At 37.0% G+C, this 16,868-nt stretch carries 18 protein-coding genes; 1 reads left to right on the top strand and 17 read right to left on the bottom strand.

The window, feature by feature from the left end; translation table 11 throughout:
• Positions 1-49 precede the first annotated feature (49 nt).
• The 10 genes from SJW71_RS09440 to SJW71_RS09395 form a co-directional block, all read right to left on the bottom strand.
• The gene (locus SJW71_RS09440; protein ID WP_274793638.1) at positions 50-604 is read right to left on the bottom strand and encodes a SpoIIIAH-like family protein; all 555 of its coding nucleotides are present in this window, start codon (positions 602-604) and stop codon (positions 50-52) included.
• Entirely contained in the window at positions 605-964 is a 360-nt protein-coding gene (locus SJW71_RS09435; RefSeq protein ID WP_274793639.1) for a hypothetical protein, read from the bottom strand.
• A 267-nt stretch (positions 965-1,231) separates the two neighbouring features.
• A complete protein-coding gene (locus tag SJW71_RS09430; protein ID WP_274793640.1) occupies positions 1,232-2,143 on the bottom strand; it encodes a stage III sporulation protein AE in 912 nt (303 codons plus the stop codon).
• Between the two features lie 12 nt (positions 2,144-2,155).
• Positions 2,156-2,533, bottom strand: coding sequence for a hypothetical protein (locus SJW71_RS09425; RefSeq protein WP_274793641.1), 378 nt, complete (start codon positions 2,531-2,533; stop codon positions 2,156-2,158).
• A gap of 5 nt (positions 2,534-2,538) precedes the next feature.
• Positions 2,539-2,748, bottom strand: coding sequence for a hypothetical protein (locus SJW71_RS09420; RefSeq protein ID WP_012295089.1), 210 nt, complete (start codon positions 2,746-2,748; stop codon positions 2,539-2,541).
• Positions 2,749-2,838: 90 nt separating this feature from the next.
• Complete coding sequence (locus SJW71_RS09415) at positions 2,839-3,846, bottom strand: NAD(P)H-dependent flavin oxidoreductase (RefSeq protein ID WP_431812042.1); 1,008 nt, start codon at positions 3,844-3,846, stop codon at positions 2,839-2,841.
• A 203-nt stretch (positions 3,847-4,049) separates the two neighbouring features.
• On the bottom strand, positions 4,050-4,607 hold the full coding sequence (gene efp, locus SJW71_RS09410; protein ID WP_274793643.1) for an elongation factor P: 558 nt from the start codon (positions 4,605-4,607) through the stop codon (positions 4,050-4,052).
• A 17-nt stretch (positions 4,608-4,624) separates the two neighbouring features.
• The gene (locus tag SJW71_RS09405; RefSeq protein ID WP_274793644.1) at positions 4,625-5,686 is read right to left on the bottom strand and encodes a M24 family metallopeptidase; all 1,062 of its coding nucleotides are present in this window, start codon (positions 5,684-5,686) and stop codon (positions 4,625-4,627) included.
• A 2-nt stretch (positions 5,687-5,688) separates the two neighbouring features.
• Positions 5,689-6,123, bottom strand: coding sequence for a type II 3-dehydroquinate dehydratase (gene aroQ, locus SJW71_RS09400; RefSeq protein WP_274793645.1), 435 nt, complete (start codon positions 6,121-6,123; stop codon positions 5,689-5,691).
• 221 nt (positions 6,124-6,344) lie between these two features.
• Positions 6,345-6,773 carry a hypothetical protein gene (locus SJW71_RS09395; protein ID WP_274793646.1) on the bottom strand — a complete coding sequence of 143 codons (429 nt, stop codon included), beginning with the start codon at positions 6,771-6,773 and terminating at the stop codon, positions 6,345-6,347.
• A gap of 151 nt (positions 6,774-6,924) precedes the next feature.
• Here SJW71_RS09395 and SJW71_RS09390 point away from each other — a divergent pair, with 151 nt between their 5' ends.
• Positions 6,925-7,857 carry a DUF1385 domain-containing protein gene (locus tag SJW71_RS09390; RefSeq protein WP_274793647.1) on the top strand — a complete coding sequence of 311 codons (933 nt, stop codon included), beginning with the start codon at positions 6,925-6,927 and terminating at the stop codon, positions 7,855-7,857.
• Positions 7,858-7,912: 55 nt separating this feature from the next.
• On the opposite strand, the gene SJW71_RS09385 is transcribed toward SJW71_RS09390, so the two are convergent.
• The 7 genes from SJW71_RS09385 to SJW71_RS09355 all read right to left on the bottom strand — a co-directional run bounded on the left by SJW71_RS09385 (position 7,913) and on the right by SJW71_RS09355 (position 16,843).
• Positions 7,913-9,270 (bottom strand): IS3 family transposase gene (locus SJW71_RS09385; RefSeq protein WP_431811675.1). Its coding sequence is split into 2 segments (ribosomal slippage): positions 7,913-8,817 and positions 8,817-9,270, totalling 1,359 coding nucleotides; the frame shifts between segments, so codons are not numbered across the junction.
• Between the two features lie 608 nt (positions 9,271-9,878).
• Entirely contained in the window at positions 9,879-10,805 is a 927-nt protein-coding gene (locus SJW71_RS09380) for an alpha/beta hydrolase fold domain-containing protein (RefSeq protein WP_431812041.1), read from the bottom strand.
• Between the two features lie 121 nt (positions 10,806-10,926).
• Positions 10,927-11,646, bottom strand: coding sequence for a metallophosphoesterase family protein (locus SJW71_RS09375; RefSeq protein WP_431812040.1), 720 nt, complete (start codon positions 11,644-11,646; stop codon positions 10,927-10,929).
• 275 nt (positions 11,647-11,921) lie between these two features.
• Positions 11,922-12,347: a stage III sporulation protein AH gene (locus SJW71_RS09370; protein WP_274793651.1), complete on the bottom strand. Its 426-nt coding sequence runs from the start codon at positions 12,345-12,347 to the stop codon at positions 11,922-11,924.
• 335 nt (positions 12,348-12,682) lie between these two features.
• Entirely contained in the window at positions 12,683-13,168 is a 486-nt protein-coding gene (locus SJW71_RS09365) for a VOC family protein (protein ID WP_431812039.1), read from the bottom strand.
• Between the two features lie 194 nt (positions 13,169-13,362).
• On the bottom strand, positions 13,363-14,124 hold the full coding sequence (locus tag SJW71_RS09360; RefSeq protein ID WP_322611530.1) for a Nif3-like dinuclear metal center hexameric protein: 762 nt from the start codon (positions 14,122-14,124) through the stop codon (positions 13,363-13,365).
• A gap of 148 nt (positions 14,125-14,272) precedes the next feature.
• A complete protein-coding gene (locus SJW71_RS09355) occupies positions 14,273-16,843 on the bottom strand; it encodes a vitamin B12-dependent ribonucleotide reductase (protein WP_396631784.1) in 2,571 nt (856 codons plus the stop codon).
• Positions 16,844-16,868: the final 25 nt, after the last annotated feature.

Below are 16,868 nucleotides of genomic sequence, written 5' to 3'. Positions count from 1 at the left end.
ATAACAACCTTTTATAAATAAATTAAATATTTATTTTTTTCTATATATTTTAATAATTATTCGCACTAAACTTTACTTGCACATCATTTGCGCCTTCCATCTCTGTTTTTACAAGGTAAATAATTTCGTTTGCTTGTGCCTTTGACAGCTCTTCTGCCATCACTGTTACAGAAACTTTTTCTCCTTCAGCGCGAACAAACGCATCGGAATAACCTAATGATTTAACGAGCATTTCAAGCATAGCTTCAGCTGATTCACGCTTAATCAGTCCATCCATTTCATTAAATGCCTCATTTTTTTCTTCAGCAGAAGCCTCTTCAGAAGCAATTTTTTGAGTTAACTGTTCACGAAGCTGGCTTCTTTCATCACTAACCTGCATACGCATTTCTTCGAATAAGTGACTCGGTGAAGATACTTCTTGTGTTGCATCATTTGTTGCCTTCTGATCTGTAACACCTGTGACAGCTGTTTGTTGTAGTGTATCATCTGTAAAGATAGTAAGACCATTAAACTGCTTTGCTGGATCAACCAAATAATACACTGAAATGACTGCTACTAAACTTAATAATGTCATAAACCAAACTGTTCTTCTACGTACGCGCATTTACTTTTCCTCCTTATTTTCCATTGGAACGATAATAATTCGATGAATCGGTAACTGCATCACTTGACTGACGACCGCACGAATTTCATTTTTCACAAAGATATCGGATGCACCTTCTGAAACAACTAGCATGCCTGTTACGTTTTTCGCGCTTTGCTCAGTCCCTCGAAAATATTGGCTAAATAGTTTATTGGCATCTTGATCATCTGTCATCTCTCCATAATAAAAATAGACTTTAACCTCCCCAACACCTTGCATTGCCTTCAGTGTTTGCTCAAGCTTTTCTTCATTTGTGAGCGGTGAACTTTTGTCGCTTGTTGAATTCGTTTGATACATAGGTAAAATGATGAATATTCCCACGGAGGCAGCTATCAAAATTAAAACCATCAATGACGTTGTTTTTTTTCGTGTCTTTTCCACATCACTTGTACATTGCCTCCTTTCATCTTCTCTTTTTCAAGTGTATGTACGCTTGTTTCTTCCTATGAATTGATAAATGGAATCTTTAATAGCAATTGCAAAAATACTAACGTGATGACCAACTTTGTCAGTGAAATTATTTCCTTATCATCCGTTAGAAACACAAAAATCTGACAAACAAAGAGCAATGCCAATAAAAGAATCAATCTATCTCCCCCCTGCCATGACTTGTACAAACACAATGAGGAAAAAACAAGAAAACATAAATGAAAAAGCAATTAAAAATGATACAGCACACAGGGTAAATAGCGATTTACTAATTTGATCTAGTAATCTACAAATATCATCAAAGGCAATTGGCTCTAAAATAGCGGCAAGCATTTTCAACGAATAGGCACTGACAACTAGCTGAACCGTTGGGATAAATGACACCGTAATGACGGCAATAAAAGCACTAATACTTGTAACGGATGAAGTGAATTGTGTCATATGCTGAAACATCGAAAAACTATCTACAATAAAAGAACCAACAACCGGAATATTTTCTTCAATTAATTTTTTCACAGGCTCTGCTACTGCCGCATTGACACTAAATGCCGCAACACCACTTGCAGTCATCAAAAGAACGTAGCAAATGACAGAGGCGGAAACGATACTCATAATGGTAAAACGAATTAATTCAGCAATTCGTGTAAAAGATATTTCCTTGACAATAACACTGCAAACATCAAAGACAATGGCCAAAAGCACGCCTGGTATAAGCCACTTACTACTAATAATCGTAAGGACTTGTACAAAAAATAGTAAAAAGGGCTGCCAGGAAGCAATCGCTGTAATACTGCTTGATAATAGAAAGCTTGATGTAAGAATCGGATAAAATGCTGTAAATAGATGGGCTAGTCCTTGTGCAATTTCATCAATTAAGGTAAAGGACTTTACAACAACAGGACCAATCGTTGCTAAAACAATAAGAAAAAATAGTATCCTTGTCCCTTTTTCAAATTCTGGTAATATCATGTTGACAATCAAAATAATGATGACGTAGCCGCAAAGCATGAGCGTCATCTTTAGCAAGAGAAAGAATGGGTCGATTAAAAATGATAGTATTTGCTCCTGCAATGGCTTCGCTCCTTAGTTTAGCCTTTTTAAAATGGACGACACCTCCTGTAAAACAGCCAAAAATTCTTTGAACCAATACAATAAAATGACGATCTTCACTGCAGCAAAAACGATGTTCCCGAGCACTTTATAATTATGTTCTGCCAGCAGCAATGACACCCACTGTCCGACATAGAACATACTTGCACTGATTAGAATAGCTTTCGCATAAGGTAAAAACGCAAGTGTTTCTAGAAGCTGCTTGACGAAAGGCAATAAAAGTGTCGAGAACAACATGCCAAAAAGCAAAAACGAAAACATCACACTTATTAGCGCATGGAGTGGCTGTATAACTTCTTTTATCAGCAATAATAAAAGCAGCATGACAACAGCGACGATGACAATTTCCATTTACATTACCCGGATGATGTAAGCCATTGGAAGAATGTTAATATTTCATTAAAGAATAGACGTAAAAATCGAAGTAACTCTGCTGTCATATATAAGTAGGCAATGAAAAAGAGGAAAAATGAAAACTCCTTCTTCCCTGTTTGATCAAAGAAAACATGAAGAAGCGCAACGACTAGTCCCACTCCAGCAACTCTTAATACGTCTTGTAATTCCATTCCTACGCCCCCTCGTGTACAGCAATATATGTCGCACTATAAAAAAAAAGACCTCTATACAGATGTATAGAGATCTACTACGAAAAAAATTTATAATAGTTTGTTCACGATGCTTTTAACCGTACCTGTTTGCTGTACGAGATGACTATTTTCGCCCATCCACATGGATAAATATTCGGCATTGCCCTGCTCTGTACTTTCCTTACGAATGGTAGTTGTTAGATAGTTTTGTAGTGGATAAGGTGCCACTATCGCATCCTTCATGCGTTTAGTAAATTCATTCGCTAGGCCTCTTGCTGGCTTACCAGTAAATGCAAGCGTAATCGTTGTTTGCTGTGCGTTCGATGCCAATACTGCATTTTTATAGAGCGGAGAAATTTCGCATTCATCTGCTACTAGTAAAGCTGTACCAATTTGAACAGCTTGTGCTCCGTTTTCAAGTGCCTGCTGAATAGCTTCTTTTGTCACGAGCCCACCTGCTGCAATCATTGGAATCGCAATTTGACCAGCTACTTGTTGTAGCAACGCATCTAAGGGAATTAATTGGATAGGGTCAGTAAAGGAACCTCGATGCCCCCCAGCCTCTCCACCTTGTAGGACAACCGCATCCATGCCAGCCTGTTCCACCAGTTTAGCCTCTTCTAATGTTGTTGCAGTACCAATGGTATAGATACCATTGTCTTTTAATTGTTGAAGAACCTCTGCTGATGGAATGCCAAATGTAAACGAGCAAATTGCTACCTTTTCCTCTATAACCGCCTGAACTTGCCCTGTAAAAACATCCTTAGACACTACACTCTGTACAGGTGATAACCCAAGCTCATCATAAAAAGGTTGCAGCGCCATACGAGCTTGTTGTAACACCTCGATATCGATTTTTGGGTCCTCTTGTACAAATAAATTAACTGCAAAAGGCTTTGTCGTTAATTTTTTCACTTCCTGAATGAATTGCTTTGTCTGTTCGCCATCTAAGTAGCCCGCTCCAATTGAGCCTAATAAACCTGCTTCAGCACAGGCAGCCACAAATTTAGGTGACGTGACACCTGCCATTGGCGCTTGAATAATTGGGTGTTGCATTTCAAATATTGTTTGTAACATACCTTTCACTCCTTACTATGTTATTATTGTAAACTTTCTTTCCAAAAATGACCATCTTTCTGATGATAGAAAGATGGAGGATGACGAGAAAAAAAGGTCTTTTTCCTGTATCGAATGGCACAACGATTGAAGCTTTTCACATGATATGTATAAAAATAAAATAAAAACCTACTCTTTTATACTAAAGAGTAGGTTTTTATTAATTAGGCACGAGATACGTAAGAGCCTTCTTCTGTGTTAATGATTAAAACATCACCTTGGTTTACGAAGAATGGTACTTGTACGATTAGACCCGTTTCAAGAGTAGCAGGTTTTGTACCGCCTGAAGCTGTATCACCTTTGATCCCAGGTTCTGTCTCTGTAACTTCTAATTGAACAGTGTTTGGTAATTCAATACCTAACATTTCACCTTGGTAAGATTGAATATGAACTTCCATGTTTTCTTTTAGGAATTTTAATTCATATTCAATAGCAGCTGAAGATAGTTCAGTTTGCTCGTAAGATTCTAAGTCCATGAAAACATGCTCGTCACCTTGTGCATATAAGTATTGCATTTTACGGTTATCGATTTGTGCTTTTTCTACTTTTTCACCAGCGCGGAATGTTTTTTCATTTACAGAGCCATTACGTAGGTTACGTAATTTAGAACGCACGAATGCAGCACCTTTACCTGGTTTAACGTGTTGGAAATCTAACACGCGGTATAATTGGCCATCAACAATAATTGTTAGACCTGTACGGAAATCGTTTACTGAGATCATTTGTGTTCCTCCAAAGTTTATAAAATAATGAGTTCTTTTGACGAATGTGTTAGTAGTTCATTACCCGTTTCGGTGATTAAAATATCATCCTCGATACGAACACCACCAATTCCTGGTAAATAAACACCAGGCTCAATCGTCACGGCCATACCTGGCTCTAGCACTGTATCAGAACGCATCGATAAGCCAGGACCTTCATGTACTTCAAGACCAATACCATGTCCTAAAGAATGACCAAATGCTTCGCCGTATCCTTGTTCTTTTAAGTAATCACGTGCAATCGCGTCCGCTTGAATGCCTGTTAATCCAGGACCCACTTTTTCAAGTGCTAACAGTTGAGAAGCAAGGACTGCATTGTACATATTTACTAATTTTTCGGATGGTTCTCCAACAGCCACAGTACGTGTAATATCCGAAATATAGCCATTGTATAGCGCACCAAAGTCTAATGTAACAAAGTCGCCTTTTTCAATTACTTTATTCGTTGCTACGCCATGTGGTAGTGCTGAACGAAGACCAGACGCAACAATTGTGTCAAACGAAGACTGAGTTGCTCCTTGTTTACGCATGAAAAATTCTAATTCATTCGAAACCTCAAGCTCTGTTTTACCAGGCTTGATGAAGCCTAAAATATGTGTAAATGCGTGATCAGCAATTTCACACGCAGCCTTAATAATATTAATCTCTTGTTCCGTCTTAATCAAGCGAATTTTTTCAATAAGTCCAGAAATCGGCACTAAATCAGCTTGAATCTTCGATTTATACAGTTCATATGTGCCATAACTGACAGTATCTCTCTCAAAGCCCAATAATTTGATGCCCATGTTACTCACTTGAGTAGCAATCTCTTCAATAATTGTTGCTTCATGCTTTACAATTCGGAAGTCCTGAATTTGTGCAGCAGCCTGCTCAGTATAACGGAAGTCTGTAATAAACACAGCATCGTTTTGAGACACAATTGCTACGCCCGCTGTCCCTGTAAAACCAGTCATATAGCGGCGGTTGTACTCATTTGTAACTAAAATACCATCGATGTTTTGTTCTTGCAGTGCTTTACGTAGCTTTTGTAATTTCAACATAATCAATTCTCCCTCTCGATAAATGTACGTAGTGCCAGTTCATAGCCTTTCGTACCTAGTCCACAAATTTGACCAAGGCAGGCCGGAGCAAGATAAGAATGATGACGGAAAGCCTCACGTTTGTGGATATTGGAAATATGTACTTCGATAACCGGCACAGAAATCCCTGCAATCGCATCATGTAACGCGATGCTTGTATGGGTATATGCACCGGGATTAAAGATAATACCATCATATTTTTCGTCCTCTGCTTCATGCACCCAATCAACTAGTACCCCTTCATGATTGGATTGACGAAATTCAACTGTAGCCCCTAAAGAAGCCGCAAGATTTTGAACATTCTTTCTAACATCATCTAATGTTTCATGTCCATAAATATGTGGCTCTCGTTTACCCAGTCGATTTAAGTTAGGTCCATTCAAACATAATAACTTCACGCTTCTATTCGCCTCTTTCTATGTACTTGCCATTTATTTTATCATACACGGTGCATTCAGCAACTAATTTCCATTAGAAGCTCCATCCACTTTGACGTAGTGTAATCATGTCAGCTGAAATCACTGAAAAAACTTTTGAAAGTCTGGAGCATCTTTTCGCAAAAACATCATCAAATGGTGCAAAAAAATACCCCCTTTTAATACCAAGGGGATATTGTGAGCTACGTCCTTTCTCTATGTGCATTCATCTCCTTCTGATGGAAATTTGCAGTTTCCAGCAAGAAACGTAATAGACAAACGACAATCACGATGAACGGTATCGAGAGTTTCTTAAAGGAAGTTAGTTGTAAAGGTAAATCTAATACAATCCACTCTAAGGTGATGGTCACCAAAAGGCCTAATAAAAGTGAAGAAAAGACAGCTGGAATGATATACACATAGCGCATTGTCATATATAAAAATAAACCGATAATAAATAGAAGTATGATAAAGAAGGTCCACTGAAATAATTTAGAGCTATCTTCGAACCAATTCCACTTCTTATAAAACCCAATCGGATGCCATTTGATGAGATGAAAATAATGTAATCCCTTTAAGCACAATGCTAAGACAAGCGCATTGACAAAAGCTGTAATCGCTGCTGTTTTCACAAGATAACCTCCATTTTTACACACTAATCTTTTCCTGAAATGTACGATTAGTGTAGCCATATAGAAAATTTACTATGCGTAACGGTAGAGGTTTTTCACTAAATTTAGTACAATGGTACAGTTGAAATATATATAGAGAGTGGTGTTAGCCTTGAGCAATTCACCTGTATACGGGGGACAAGCACAATTAGAGGGTGTGATGTTCGGAGGAAAGGAACATACCGTTACAGCCATTCGTCGTAACGATGATTCCATTGATTATTATCATTTTAAAAAAGTTCAAAAACCTATTTTACAAAAACTTAAAAAAATACCTTTTGTAAGAGGCGTAGTTGCGCTTATTGAATCTGCTGGCTTAGGTTCTCGTCATATGCAATTTGCCGGAGATCGTTTTGATGTGACTCCTGGCGAAGAAGAAGATCATAAAGAAGAAGGCTCTAAACTTCAAATGATACTTGGAGTTGCTTTAGTTGGTATTCTTTCTTTTTTATTTGGAAAATTTGCTTTCACATTAATTCCTGTTTTTATAGCCGATTTTTTCTCTAAATGGATTGAAGGAAAAACCGGACAAATTTTACTGGAAAGTGGCATTAAACTATTATTACTGCTAGCCTACTTATATTTTATCTCGTTAACGCCCCTCATTAAACGAGTATTTCAGTACCATGGTGCAGAGCACAAGGTCATTAATTGCTATGAAGCGGGGTTAGATATTACGGTAAAAAACGTCCAAGCTCAATCACGCCTACACTATCGTTGTGGTAGTAGCTTCATTCTATTCACAGTGTTCGTCGGCATGTTTTTATATTTCTTTGTGCCTACAGACCCACTGTGGCTTCGTATTTTAGATCGTATTCTATTAATTCCTGTTGTTCTTGGTATTTCCTTTGAAGTATTACAAGCAACCAACGCTTGCCGTAATATCCCAGTGTTACGCTTCCTTGGCTACCCTGGCTTATGGCTTCAATTATTGACAACACGCGAACCAAAAGACGATCAAGTAGAAGTAGCGATTGCATCCTTCAATATGCTACGCCAAGTAGAGCAACAACCCGAGATTGCTGCAACATTAAATCATGATTAATAGAAAAAGGCAGCCCCAATAAGTGATCTGACCCAAAAAAGTTAGACATATTTAGTTAAGCTACTTCTAAGACCTGAGTTCGGTACTCCACCGGGCTTAGGTCTTTTAATTTTGCCTTCATTCGTTTGTGATTGTAATAGTGAATATAGTCATGAAGTTCCTGTTCGAAATGTGCCATGGATTCAAATTCTTGTAGATACAGGAGTTCAGATTTTAATAAGCCAAAGAAATTTTCTATGACTGCGTTATCTAAACAATTGCCCTTACGGGACATACTTTGCGTAATCCCATGTTGTTTTAAGGTTCGTTGATACTTTTTCATTTGATAGTGCCAACCTTGATCCGAATGAAGAACGACTTGATCACCTGATTGAATGCGCTCCAATGCTTGTTCTAGCATATCATGGACGAGGTTATACACTGGACGATTCATTACCGTGTATGCAATAATTTCGCCATTACATAAATCAAGGACTGGTGATAAATAGCGTTTCTCACCAAATAGATGGAACTCTGTCACGTCTGTTACCCATTTCTCGTTCATTTTTTTCGCTGTAAAATCACGTTGTAATATGTTTGGGGCAATTTTCCCGACTTTTCCTTTATACGAACGATATTTCCTCATGCGGACTTCACATTTTATGCCAATGGCATTCATCAAACCGTTAATCGTTTTGGGATCATGAACAATGCCGTATTTTTTAAGTTCTTTAGCAATCCGACGATAGCCATAACGTCCCTTATGTTCATGATAAATGGACTGAATTGCGACTTTCACATCAGCGTATTTATCAGTACGATTCAAACGCTTTTCCCAGTAATAATACGTACTACGTGGAATATCAGCGACTTTGATTAATTCCACCACTTCATAGATTTCCTTTAGTTCGTAAATTACTTGCGCTTTGATTTGGTTGGTAATTTTTCTTTCATTTGAACTAAAGTATTCAACTTTTTTAAGTAGGCATTCTCCATTTCTAATTGTTTAATACGTGCTGTTAACGCCTCAACAGACCCTTCAGCTGGTATTGATTTCGTTGTTCTTTTTGTGTCTTTTTTCATGGATGGACGCCCCTTTTTCTTGGAAACAAGAGCATCATAACCACCAACTTCAAACTTTAATTTCCAACCCCGAATTAAGCCAGAAGATGAAATATTAAAGAGAGCAGCTGTATCAACTGAAGATGTACCTGTCTCGTTCATATAATTTAGTACATTCATTTTATAGTCAGCTGAATAGTTTGTATAGGACTTTAAGAAAGTCTCTACACCATTTTTTTGATATCGGCGAACCCATTCACTTACAACCTTTTTTGTCACTCCGATGTCTTCTGCGATTTCAATCATAGATTCATCTCCATTTAAGTATCGCTGGACTGCTTGAATACGTTGTTCAGCCTTTACTTTTGCCATAAAAAAACCCCCGTAAAAGTTAGATTGGTGTCTAACTTTTACGGGGCAGTTCATAAGTAGTTGGGGCTGCCTTTTTACGTTAAGCACGCATTTTACATTTAAAAGCAATCATGGCGAAAATCGTGATCAATATCGTATAGCCAATCACAATAGATAGTGATTGAAGCATGTCAACATAGGCTCCTTGTAGAATAGCTTTTGCTGCATTGAGAGTATGAACAAAAGGTAAAAAGTGCGCAATTGATTGAAAAAGTCCCACCTACCATATCTAGTTCGAACCAAGTTCCACTTAACCAAGTTGTAACATTTACAAATATTGCAAAAATCCCACCTACCTGCTTATCTGTAAATAATGTGCCAAACACTAGGCCAATACCAATATTTAGTAGAGCAATGATCAACGGTACAAGGAACACAAATAGGATAGACGAATTAAAAGAATCTTCTTTGATATCCGCAATGCACGAATTCTATTTTGCATAATACTTCCTTTTAAATGTAAGCTTACTTTATAATTTTTAATTTTCGTTTCAACTTATAGTGATTTTCCGCTAATAAAAAGAACAAGAAAAGCGTGTTTTGAATACATCAAAACACGCTTCTAGAAATTATTTACTTAAGATATTTACAATTTTCTGTTGAGCATCTATAGCTTCAGGTATCGGCATCACAACAAAAACATGATTCATCTTAGGATATACATAGGTAGTGATGGCGACACCTTGTTCTGTTAGTAGTTCATCAAATTGAATGGCGTCTGGATATAAACTTTCATGTGTGCCAATAAAATGAGTAATCTTGCCAATCCCTTGAAAATCACCGTAAATTGGACTAATTAATGGGTCCTTTAGATCTTTATCAGCTGCCCATATCTTTGTAATAACTTCCATTCCTTCACTAGCCAACATAGGATCGTTTTCTTCATATTCAGGTATAAGAGGGTTTTCTAAACTCATATCAACACATGCAGAAAATAAAATAATATCTTGCGGTTGAGGCAGCTTATCTCGTTTCAAAAGTTGAATGAGGCCAAGTGCTATATTTCCACCTGCCGAATCTCCCATAATCGTACATTGGTTGGTGTTTTCAACATTTTCTACTATTTCCATATATAAATTGAAAATTTTTGAGTAGGTATCTTGATAGTTAAAATGGGGTACTTTAGGGTAAATGGGCGCAATAACCTTGGCATTTAACGATTGTGCTATTCTATCCATGAACATCCAATGTAAGGATAAAGGTTGACTTGTCCAGGCGCCACCATGTATATAGAGAATAACTTTTTGCTTCAAGGACTTTTTGTCATTTAAAGTGAAAACCTGCATTCCCTCAAAACTTTGTTCCTGTACCTCACTTACAAAGGTTACATCATCCCCAATAACATAGGGCTGAATATTTTCTGTGCCCCTTTGCTTCGTAAACTGCTTTGCATTTTCAATACTAGAAAAACTCTTTTTATTACTCTGAGCAATTAACCATTTTTCAAATTGAACGCTTTCTTCGGAACGCTCTCCATTAAAAACTTCTACACTCATATTTTCTCCCCCTTTTTTCTACATCCTTGGTAAGTTTATATAGCTAAAGAGATGTCAAGTATTAGCCTTTATAACTTGTTTCCCCATCTATTATCCGCGGTGTTGTTCACCACTAAAAACCCTAAGCATTTCGATATTTTGCTAACATAATTTCATCGTAATATTTATCTAATTGTGGCAAACCTAGCTGTTCTGCCATCAAAAGTTCTGCCTGTCTATCATACTCAACTCTAATAAATTGAATGGCGTTGTTTGAATATGAGCCATCTAGAATCGCATAGGAAGCTGAAGTTAAGTCAAGTGAATTTCCGACACTCCCAACGTTACACAGAATCCCCTTTTTATATGTATGTAAAAAAGTTGTATGTAAATCGCCGTAGAAAACAATATCAGGAAGTTTTTTAGAATGAATTGAATTAGTTTTTTCACTATTCTCAAACATTGATAAACGCTTTTCAATTGGATGGCTAGGCACAATGCGTTCAAACTCGCTTCTTGGGGAAGCGTGGAAAAACCTTATTAATTGTCCATTTAATTCAAGATCAATACTATATGGTAATGAAGCTAGATAGTGATAATCCTTTTCTGTTAATCTATCTTTAAACCACTGTAAAATTTCAAGCTCAGTTGGAGATTGAATAAAAACATCCCAGTTGCCTCGAACTACTCGTTCGCAGTTCTTTTGGATAAGCTCGATACATTCAGAGCCTCGGGGTCCTTTGCCAATTAAATCACCTAAACAAAAAATTCTTTCAATATTTCTTAATCGAATGTCTTCTAACACGGCTTCTAGTGCCGTTTTATTCCCGTGGATATCTGAAATTATTGCAATTTTTGTCACAAAGCTACCCCCTTATAAATCCCATCTATTCCAAAATAGTGGTTTCTTCTAATTTTATTCGATAAGATCTCTTTTAACCCTTTAAAACTAGGATTTCAGAAAAAATACATACATCATACCCAAAATTTAAAGATTCTTTCACCCCATTTTATTTCAAGGGATACTGCATTAATTGTAAGAATAAAAGTAATTCGTTTCCGTGGGTTATATTGAAACTATCAATTTCTTTTAATGTAGGACACTAGAAAATTACTTGCATTGAACAATCTCCTTCGTTAGCTTAATATGAAACTGTTCCATAAGTTTTCATCAACCCTAAAAAAACCTTCGTGCGAACACGCTGCTAGTAAACATTGATCATCTTGGTAAAACATTAAATCCTCTGGTAATTTTGGATAAACCCAGTCAAAAAGAGAGTAGCTATGGTCCTTCAAAAATTGTGCGGTAATATCATTTAAAATAAAATAAAAAACATATGCTGTACCTTCGCCAAGCCATGTTGTCTCCCACTTGCGTTGTATTTTTCTTTCGATAAATTGATCGCCAATATCTGCGATTAATTCACCCACAATGGCTAGTCGTAATTCTTCATCAGCCATTAATTGTCTATTCTCAACAAAGGCGAAGCGGTTACATTGACTTGCTAGTAATTTGATAAGCTGTTGGTAGCGTTGCCCTTTTATATTTTCGGTAATAATCAATTTTAATTCCTCCTCACACCTGCACTATGAGTAACTTTATAATCCTTTATTAACACGAATAAACTCTTTCCTAAATTAAATTTTGCAAAGGAATTACTGTATTTCTATATTGAATGCATCCATTGGAAATCATGATTTTTCTTATGGGAAGATTGTCAACTTATGCCTTCCCTAAATAAGATTCAATCTACTTCAATCTTATAGTGATATTAACATAAATATCCATCAAAAAAAATCTCCCCTCTAAAAATCTACAGAGGGGAGATTATTTTTTAGGCGTTACAATTGATGAATAGAATTTGAGTAATCGTAATGAAGTAATCTTAGTTACAAGATTATTTAATCGCCTCAGCAAGCTCCAAAATAATTCCTTCTGGTCCACGAACGTAACATAACTTATAAACGTTTTCGTAACTATATATTTCACCAATAAGTTCTGCCCCCTTCATTGATAATTTGGTAACTAGGGCTTCAATATCTTCAACTGTAAAGGCTATGTGCTGGTTACCTATATTATTTACTAAAGGATGCTGTTGGCCATTTTCATCTGATGGCGGGTGATATTTTACTAGTTCTATTTTTGTGTCCCCTTCTGGTGTACGCAGCATTACTATTTCTAGATTTGCGTCATCTGTTGTGCGTAATATGGCAGCTTCCTCTTGAACGTCTTGAAGCCCTATTATCTGCTCCATCCGCTTCACCCATTCGCCTTCCACTTTTCCTTCCCCAAGCATTTCTAGACCTAAGTCAAGAAAAAATGCTTTGGCAGCAGGAAGATTATGAACGAATATTCCTATATGATCTATTCTATGAACTTTCATACCTCACTTCACCCTTTTCTATTTTTATACATTTATCACTATTTCAACAAACAAACTTTCCCTTGAATAAATCATAAAACTTCCCGAGGTAGGAAAACACTTTTTCCTTACTACCAGTTCGGCAAAAAATTAATATCACGAGCACACTATGAGCTCAGCCACCTACTGAAAGATTTCCACTTTCCTAATATGCCTTATCCTATATTCGCTTCATGATGGAATTCGTTAAGTCTCACTATTTCAAGATCTTTATTATTGTCCTTCAATTTCAACGCTAAACTTTCAATTCCAGGTAATTCTGTAAAAGTATGACTTCCAATAATAAGATTTATTCCTTTAAACTGAGCATATTGAATCGTATACAAATTACATTCACCTGTAATGTATGTATCACACTTATGTTCAACGGCTTCCTTAAGACAAGCTGTTGATGCTCCATTACCACAGACTAAGCCCACTCGTTTCACCTTTTTGTCATTGAACCGCCAAAATCTAACGGGTTCTTCAAGTACGTTTTCAATTTTTGATACGAATTCATGAAATTCAATTTCTTTATCATATTCAGCGATTCTACCAAAATATAATCCTTCCCATTCGTGTGTTCTTTTCATATTTTTTAAGTTCAATTTTTTTAATAAACTATCATTTGTTCCAAAATGACAGTCATCGAGCGGTAAGTGATTATAGTAGTGACTTATACCATACTCCGCTAGTTTTTCGATGCATGCGTCTTTCAATCCATATAGTTCCTCCCAAGCATCATGATGTGTCAACATCATATCAACGCCTTGAATTCTTGCTTCCTCTATTGTTTCAAGGGTTAGGTTAACACAGTATCCTATTTTTTTTATTTTTTTATCTGCCTTGTATGTAATCCCAGATTCACTAGCATAGATTTTCTTATTTTTCACATTAAAAAGTTCATTAATTTTTTCTACAATTTGTGAAACATCCATCTACTTACATACCCCCTCAATCATCTTTACTGTATTCAAAAATTCGTTCCTAAATCGCTAAACAAAATATTTCCATTTGAAACAAAAATACCCCTTTAGATTATCTTATCTAAAGGGGTAAAAAGGTACAACTGATTTTATATCTAATTTATAGACCGCATTTTAACTGTGCGCCACAGTTTGTGCATGTATTACAGCCGCCCATTTCTTCGACTGTGCCTTTACGGCATACAGGGCATGTATTCCCTACGTCAGAGCCAATTACAGTTGTTGACTCTAACGCTTGAATCGTATCTACTAATACGACCGGACGTTTTGTATGTTCTTCTACTAATTCCTCTTCAAATGAAAGTTGATCCATATCATTTTCTTCAGCTTTTAGTGTAAGTACTTGTGAATCACGGCTACCATCAACATAGACCGTACCGCCTTTAGCGCCACCTTTATATAGTCGCTCGTACACTTTTTCAACTTGCTGTACTGTATAGCCTTTTGGTGCGTTTACAGTTTTAGAAATAGATGAATCAATCCATTTTTGAATAATACATTGAACATCAGCATGTGCTTCTGGTTTTAGCTCCATCGCTGTAACGAACCATTCTGGAAGCTCTTGCTCATTTACTTCTGGATGACGCTCTAAATATTCTTGGACAATTTCAGCTTTCACTTCAATGAATTTACCTAGACGACCAGAACGGTAGTACGTGAAGGAGAAGTAAGGCTCAAGACCTGTTGCCACACCTACCATTGTTCCCGTTGAACCAGTCGGCGCAACAGTTAATAAATGTGAGTTTCGAATACCTGTTGCTAAAATTTGCTCTTTAATGTGAGCAGGCATTTTTTGCATATAGCCTGTCTCTGTAAAGGCTTTACGTAAACGAGCTGTTTCTTCGTCAGTAGCACCTACCAAGAATGGGAAGCTACCACGTTCTTTAGCAAGCTCTGTAGACGCCTCATATGCTGTTTCAGCAATGGTTTTAAAGATTTCATCGACTAAAGCATTGCCTGCTTCTGAACCGTATTCTTTCTCGCAATAAATAAGTAAATCTGCTAAGCCCATTACCCCTAAACCTACACGACGCTCGCCTAGTGCTTGTACACGGTTTTCTTCTAAGAAGTAAGGTGTTGCATCAATTACATTATCCTGCATACGAACGCCTACACGTACTGTTTCACGTAGTGCTTCGTAATCAACTGATTGATTTTCTTTATTTGCAAACTGTGCTAAATTCACAGCAGCTAAGTTACACACAGAATATGGTGCAAGTGGTTGTTCGCCACATGGGTTTGTCGCTACAACACTTTGTCCATATGCTTTGGCATTTGTCATGTCATTTGCATTGTCGATGAAGAAAATACCTGGCTCTGCAGAGTAAGTTGCACAAACATTAATTAAATTCCATAATTCTTTTGCTTTAATTGTACGGTATGTGCGGACTTTATAGCCCATTTTCTCCCATTCACGAACATCGCCAACTTTATGCCATTCCGTGTTGTAAATGTTCATTTCTTCTTTTGTATATTCCTCTACAGCTGGGAAGCGAAGCTCAAAGTCAGCATCATTTTCAACGGCTTCCATAAATTCTTTTGTTAATGTTACGGAAATGTTCGCACCTGTTAAAAACTCAGGGTTATGAACTGTATAAGTACCACCATCACGTAACTTATTTTCAGCTTCACGAATAATCGCTGTATCGAATCCGCCTAAGCCTTCTATATTTTTGTAGTTCACGATGCCTTGATACATTGCTTCTTCCTGCATAGAAAGAGGTTTAAAGTTTAATTTTTCTTTTGCTAGACGAATGATTGATTCATCTGTCGTATTTTCAATTAAATAACGCAGAATACGTGGATTTTGCATTTTCGAAATAATAAATTCCACAATATCTGGATGCCAATCTGCTAGCATAATCATTTGTGCTCCACGACGTGATCCACCTTGCTCTACAAGATGTGTCAATTTAGCAATATCATCTAACCAAGAAACTGAGCCAGATGATTTACCGTTTACACCACGTGCTAGCGTGTTACGTGGGCGTAATGTTGAACCATTTGTTCCAACACCACCACCGCGGCTCATAATCTCCATAACTTGCTTACGGTGATCACTGATACCTTCACGAGAGTCAGCGACAAATGGCATAACGTAACAGTTAAAGAAGGTTACATCAGTTTCAGATCCAGCTCCATAAATCACTCGTCCAGCTGGAATGAATTTCAAGGATACTAATTGCTCATAAAATTTTTCAAACCATTCTTGACGTTTTTCTGGTGTTTTTTCAACAGCGGCAAGGCCCGTTGCATTTCGTTTTGCGATTTGTTCATAAAATATTTCAAGAGGCTTTTCTAGCACGTCAATTGAACGTGTAATCACACCCGTTTCCTGCTCTTGCGGATCGTCTAATGCGCTACGATAATCTTCCTCAATCAAAATATCTGCTGTTTTTGTAGCCATGTCCAGCTTTTGAATTGTCCCTAAACCACGTGCAGGGAATTTTGGATCAGCTTTTACCGTTAAAACAACAAAATCACCAGCTTTTAGTGTTTTCTTTTCCGTGTCTTTAAACGAGTAGCGATCGATCATGACAAGTCTTGATACACCTTTATGTGTGATATGCATGTCAGGTGTTACTGGGTGAACCTGTGAAAATTGTTCAATATCTTTGTTTAATTGCTCAAATTGTTTGTTTACATCGGGTTGATGATTTGTGAGTACCATCATTTTGCCTCCCTTGTTTTCTTCA

The sequence above is a fragment of the Lysinibacillus sp. FW12 genome, assembly GCF_050817245.1.
GTDB lineage: Bacteria > Bacillota > Bacilli > Bacillales_A > Planococcaceae > Lysinibacillus > Lysinibacillus irui.
The sequence above is the reverse complement of the archived record's forward strand: the minus strand, read 5'-3'. Positions and strand labels throughout refer to the sequence as shown.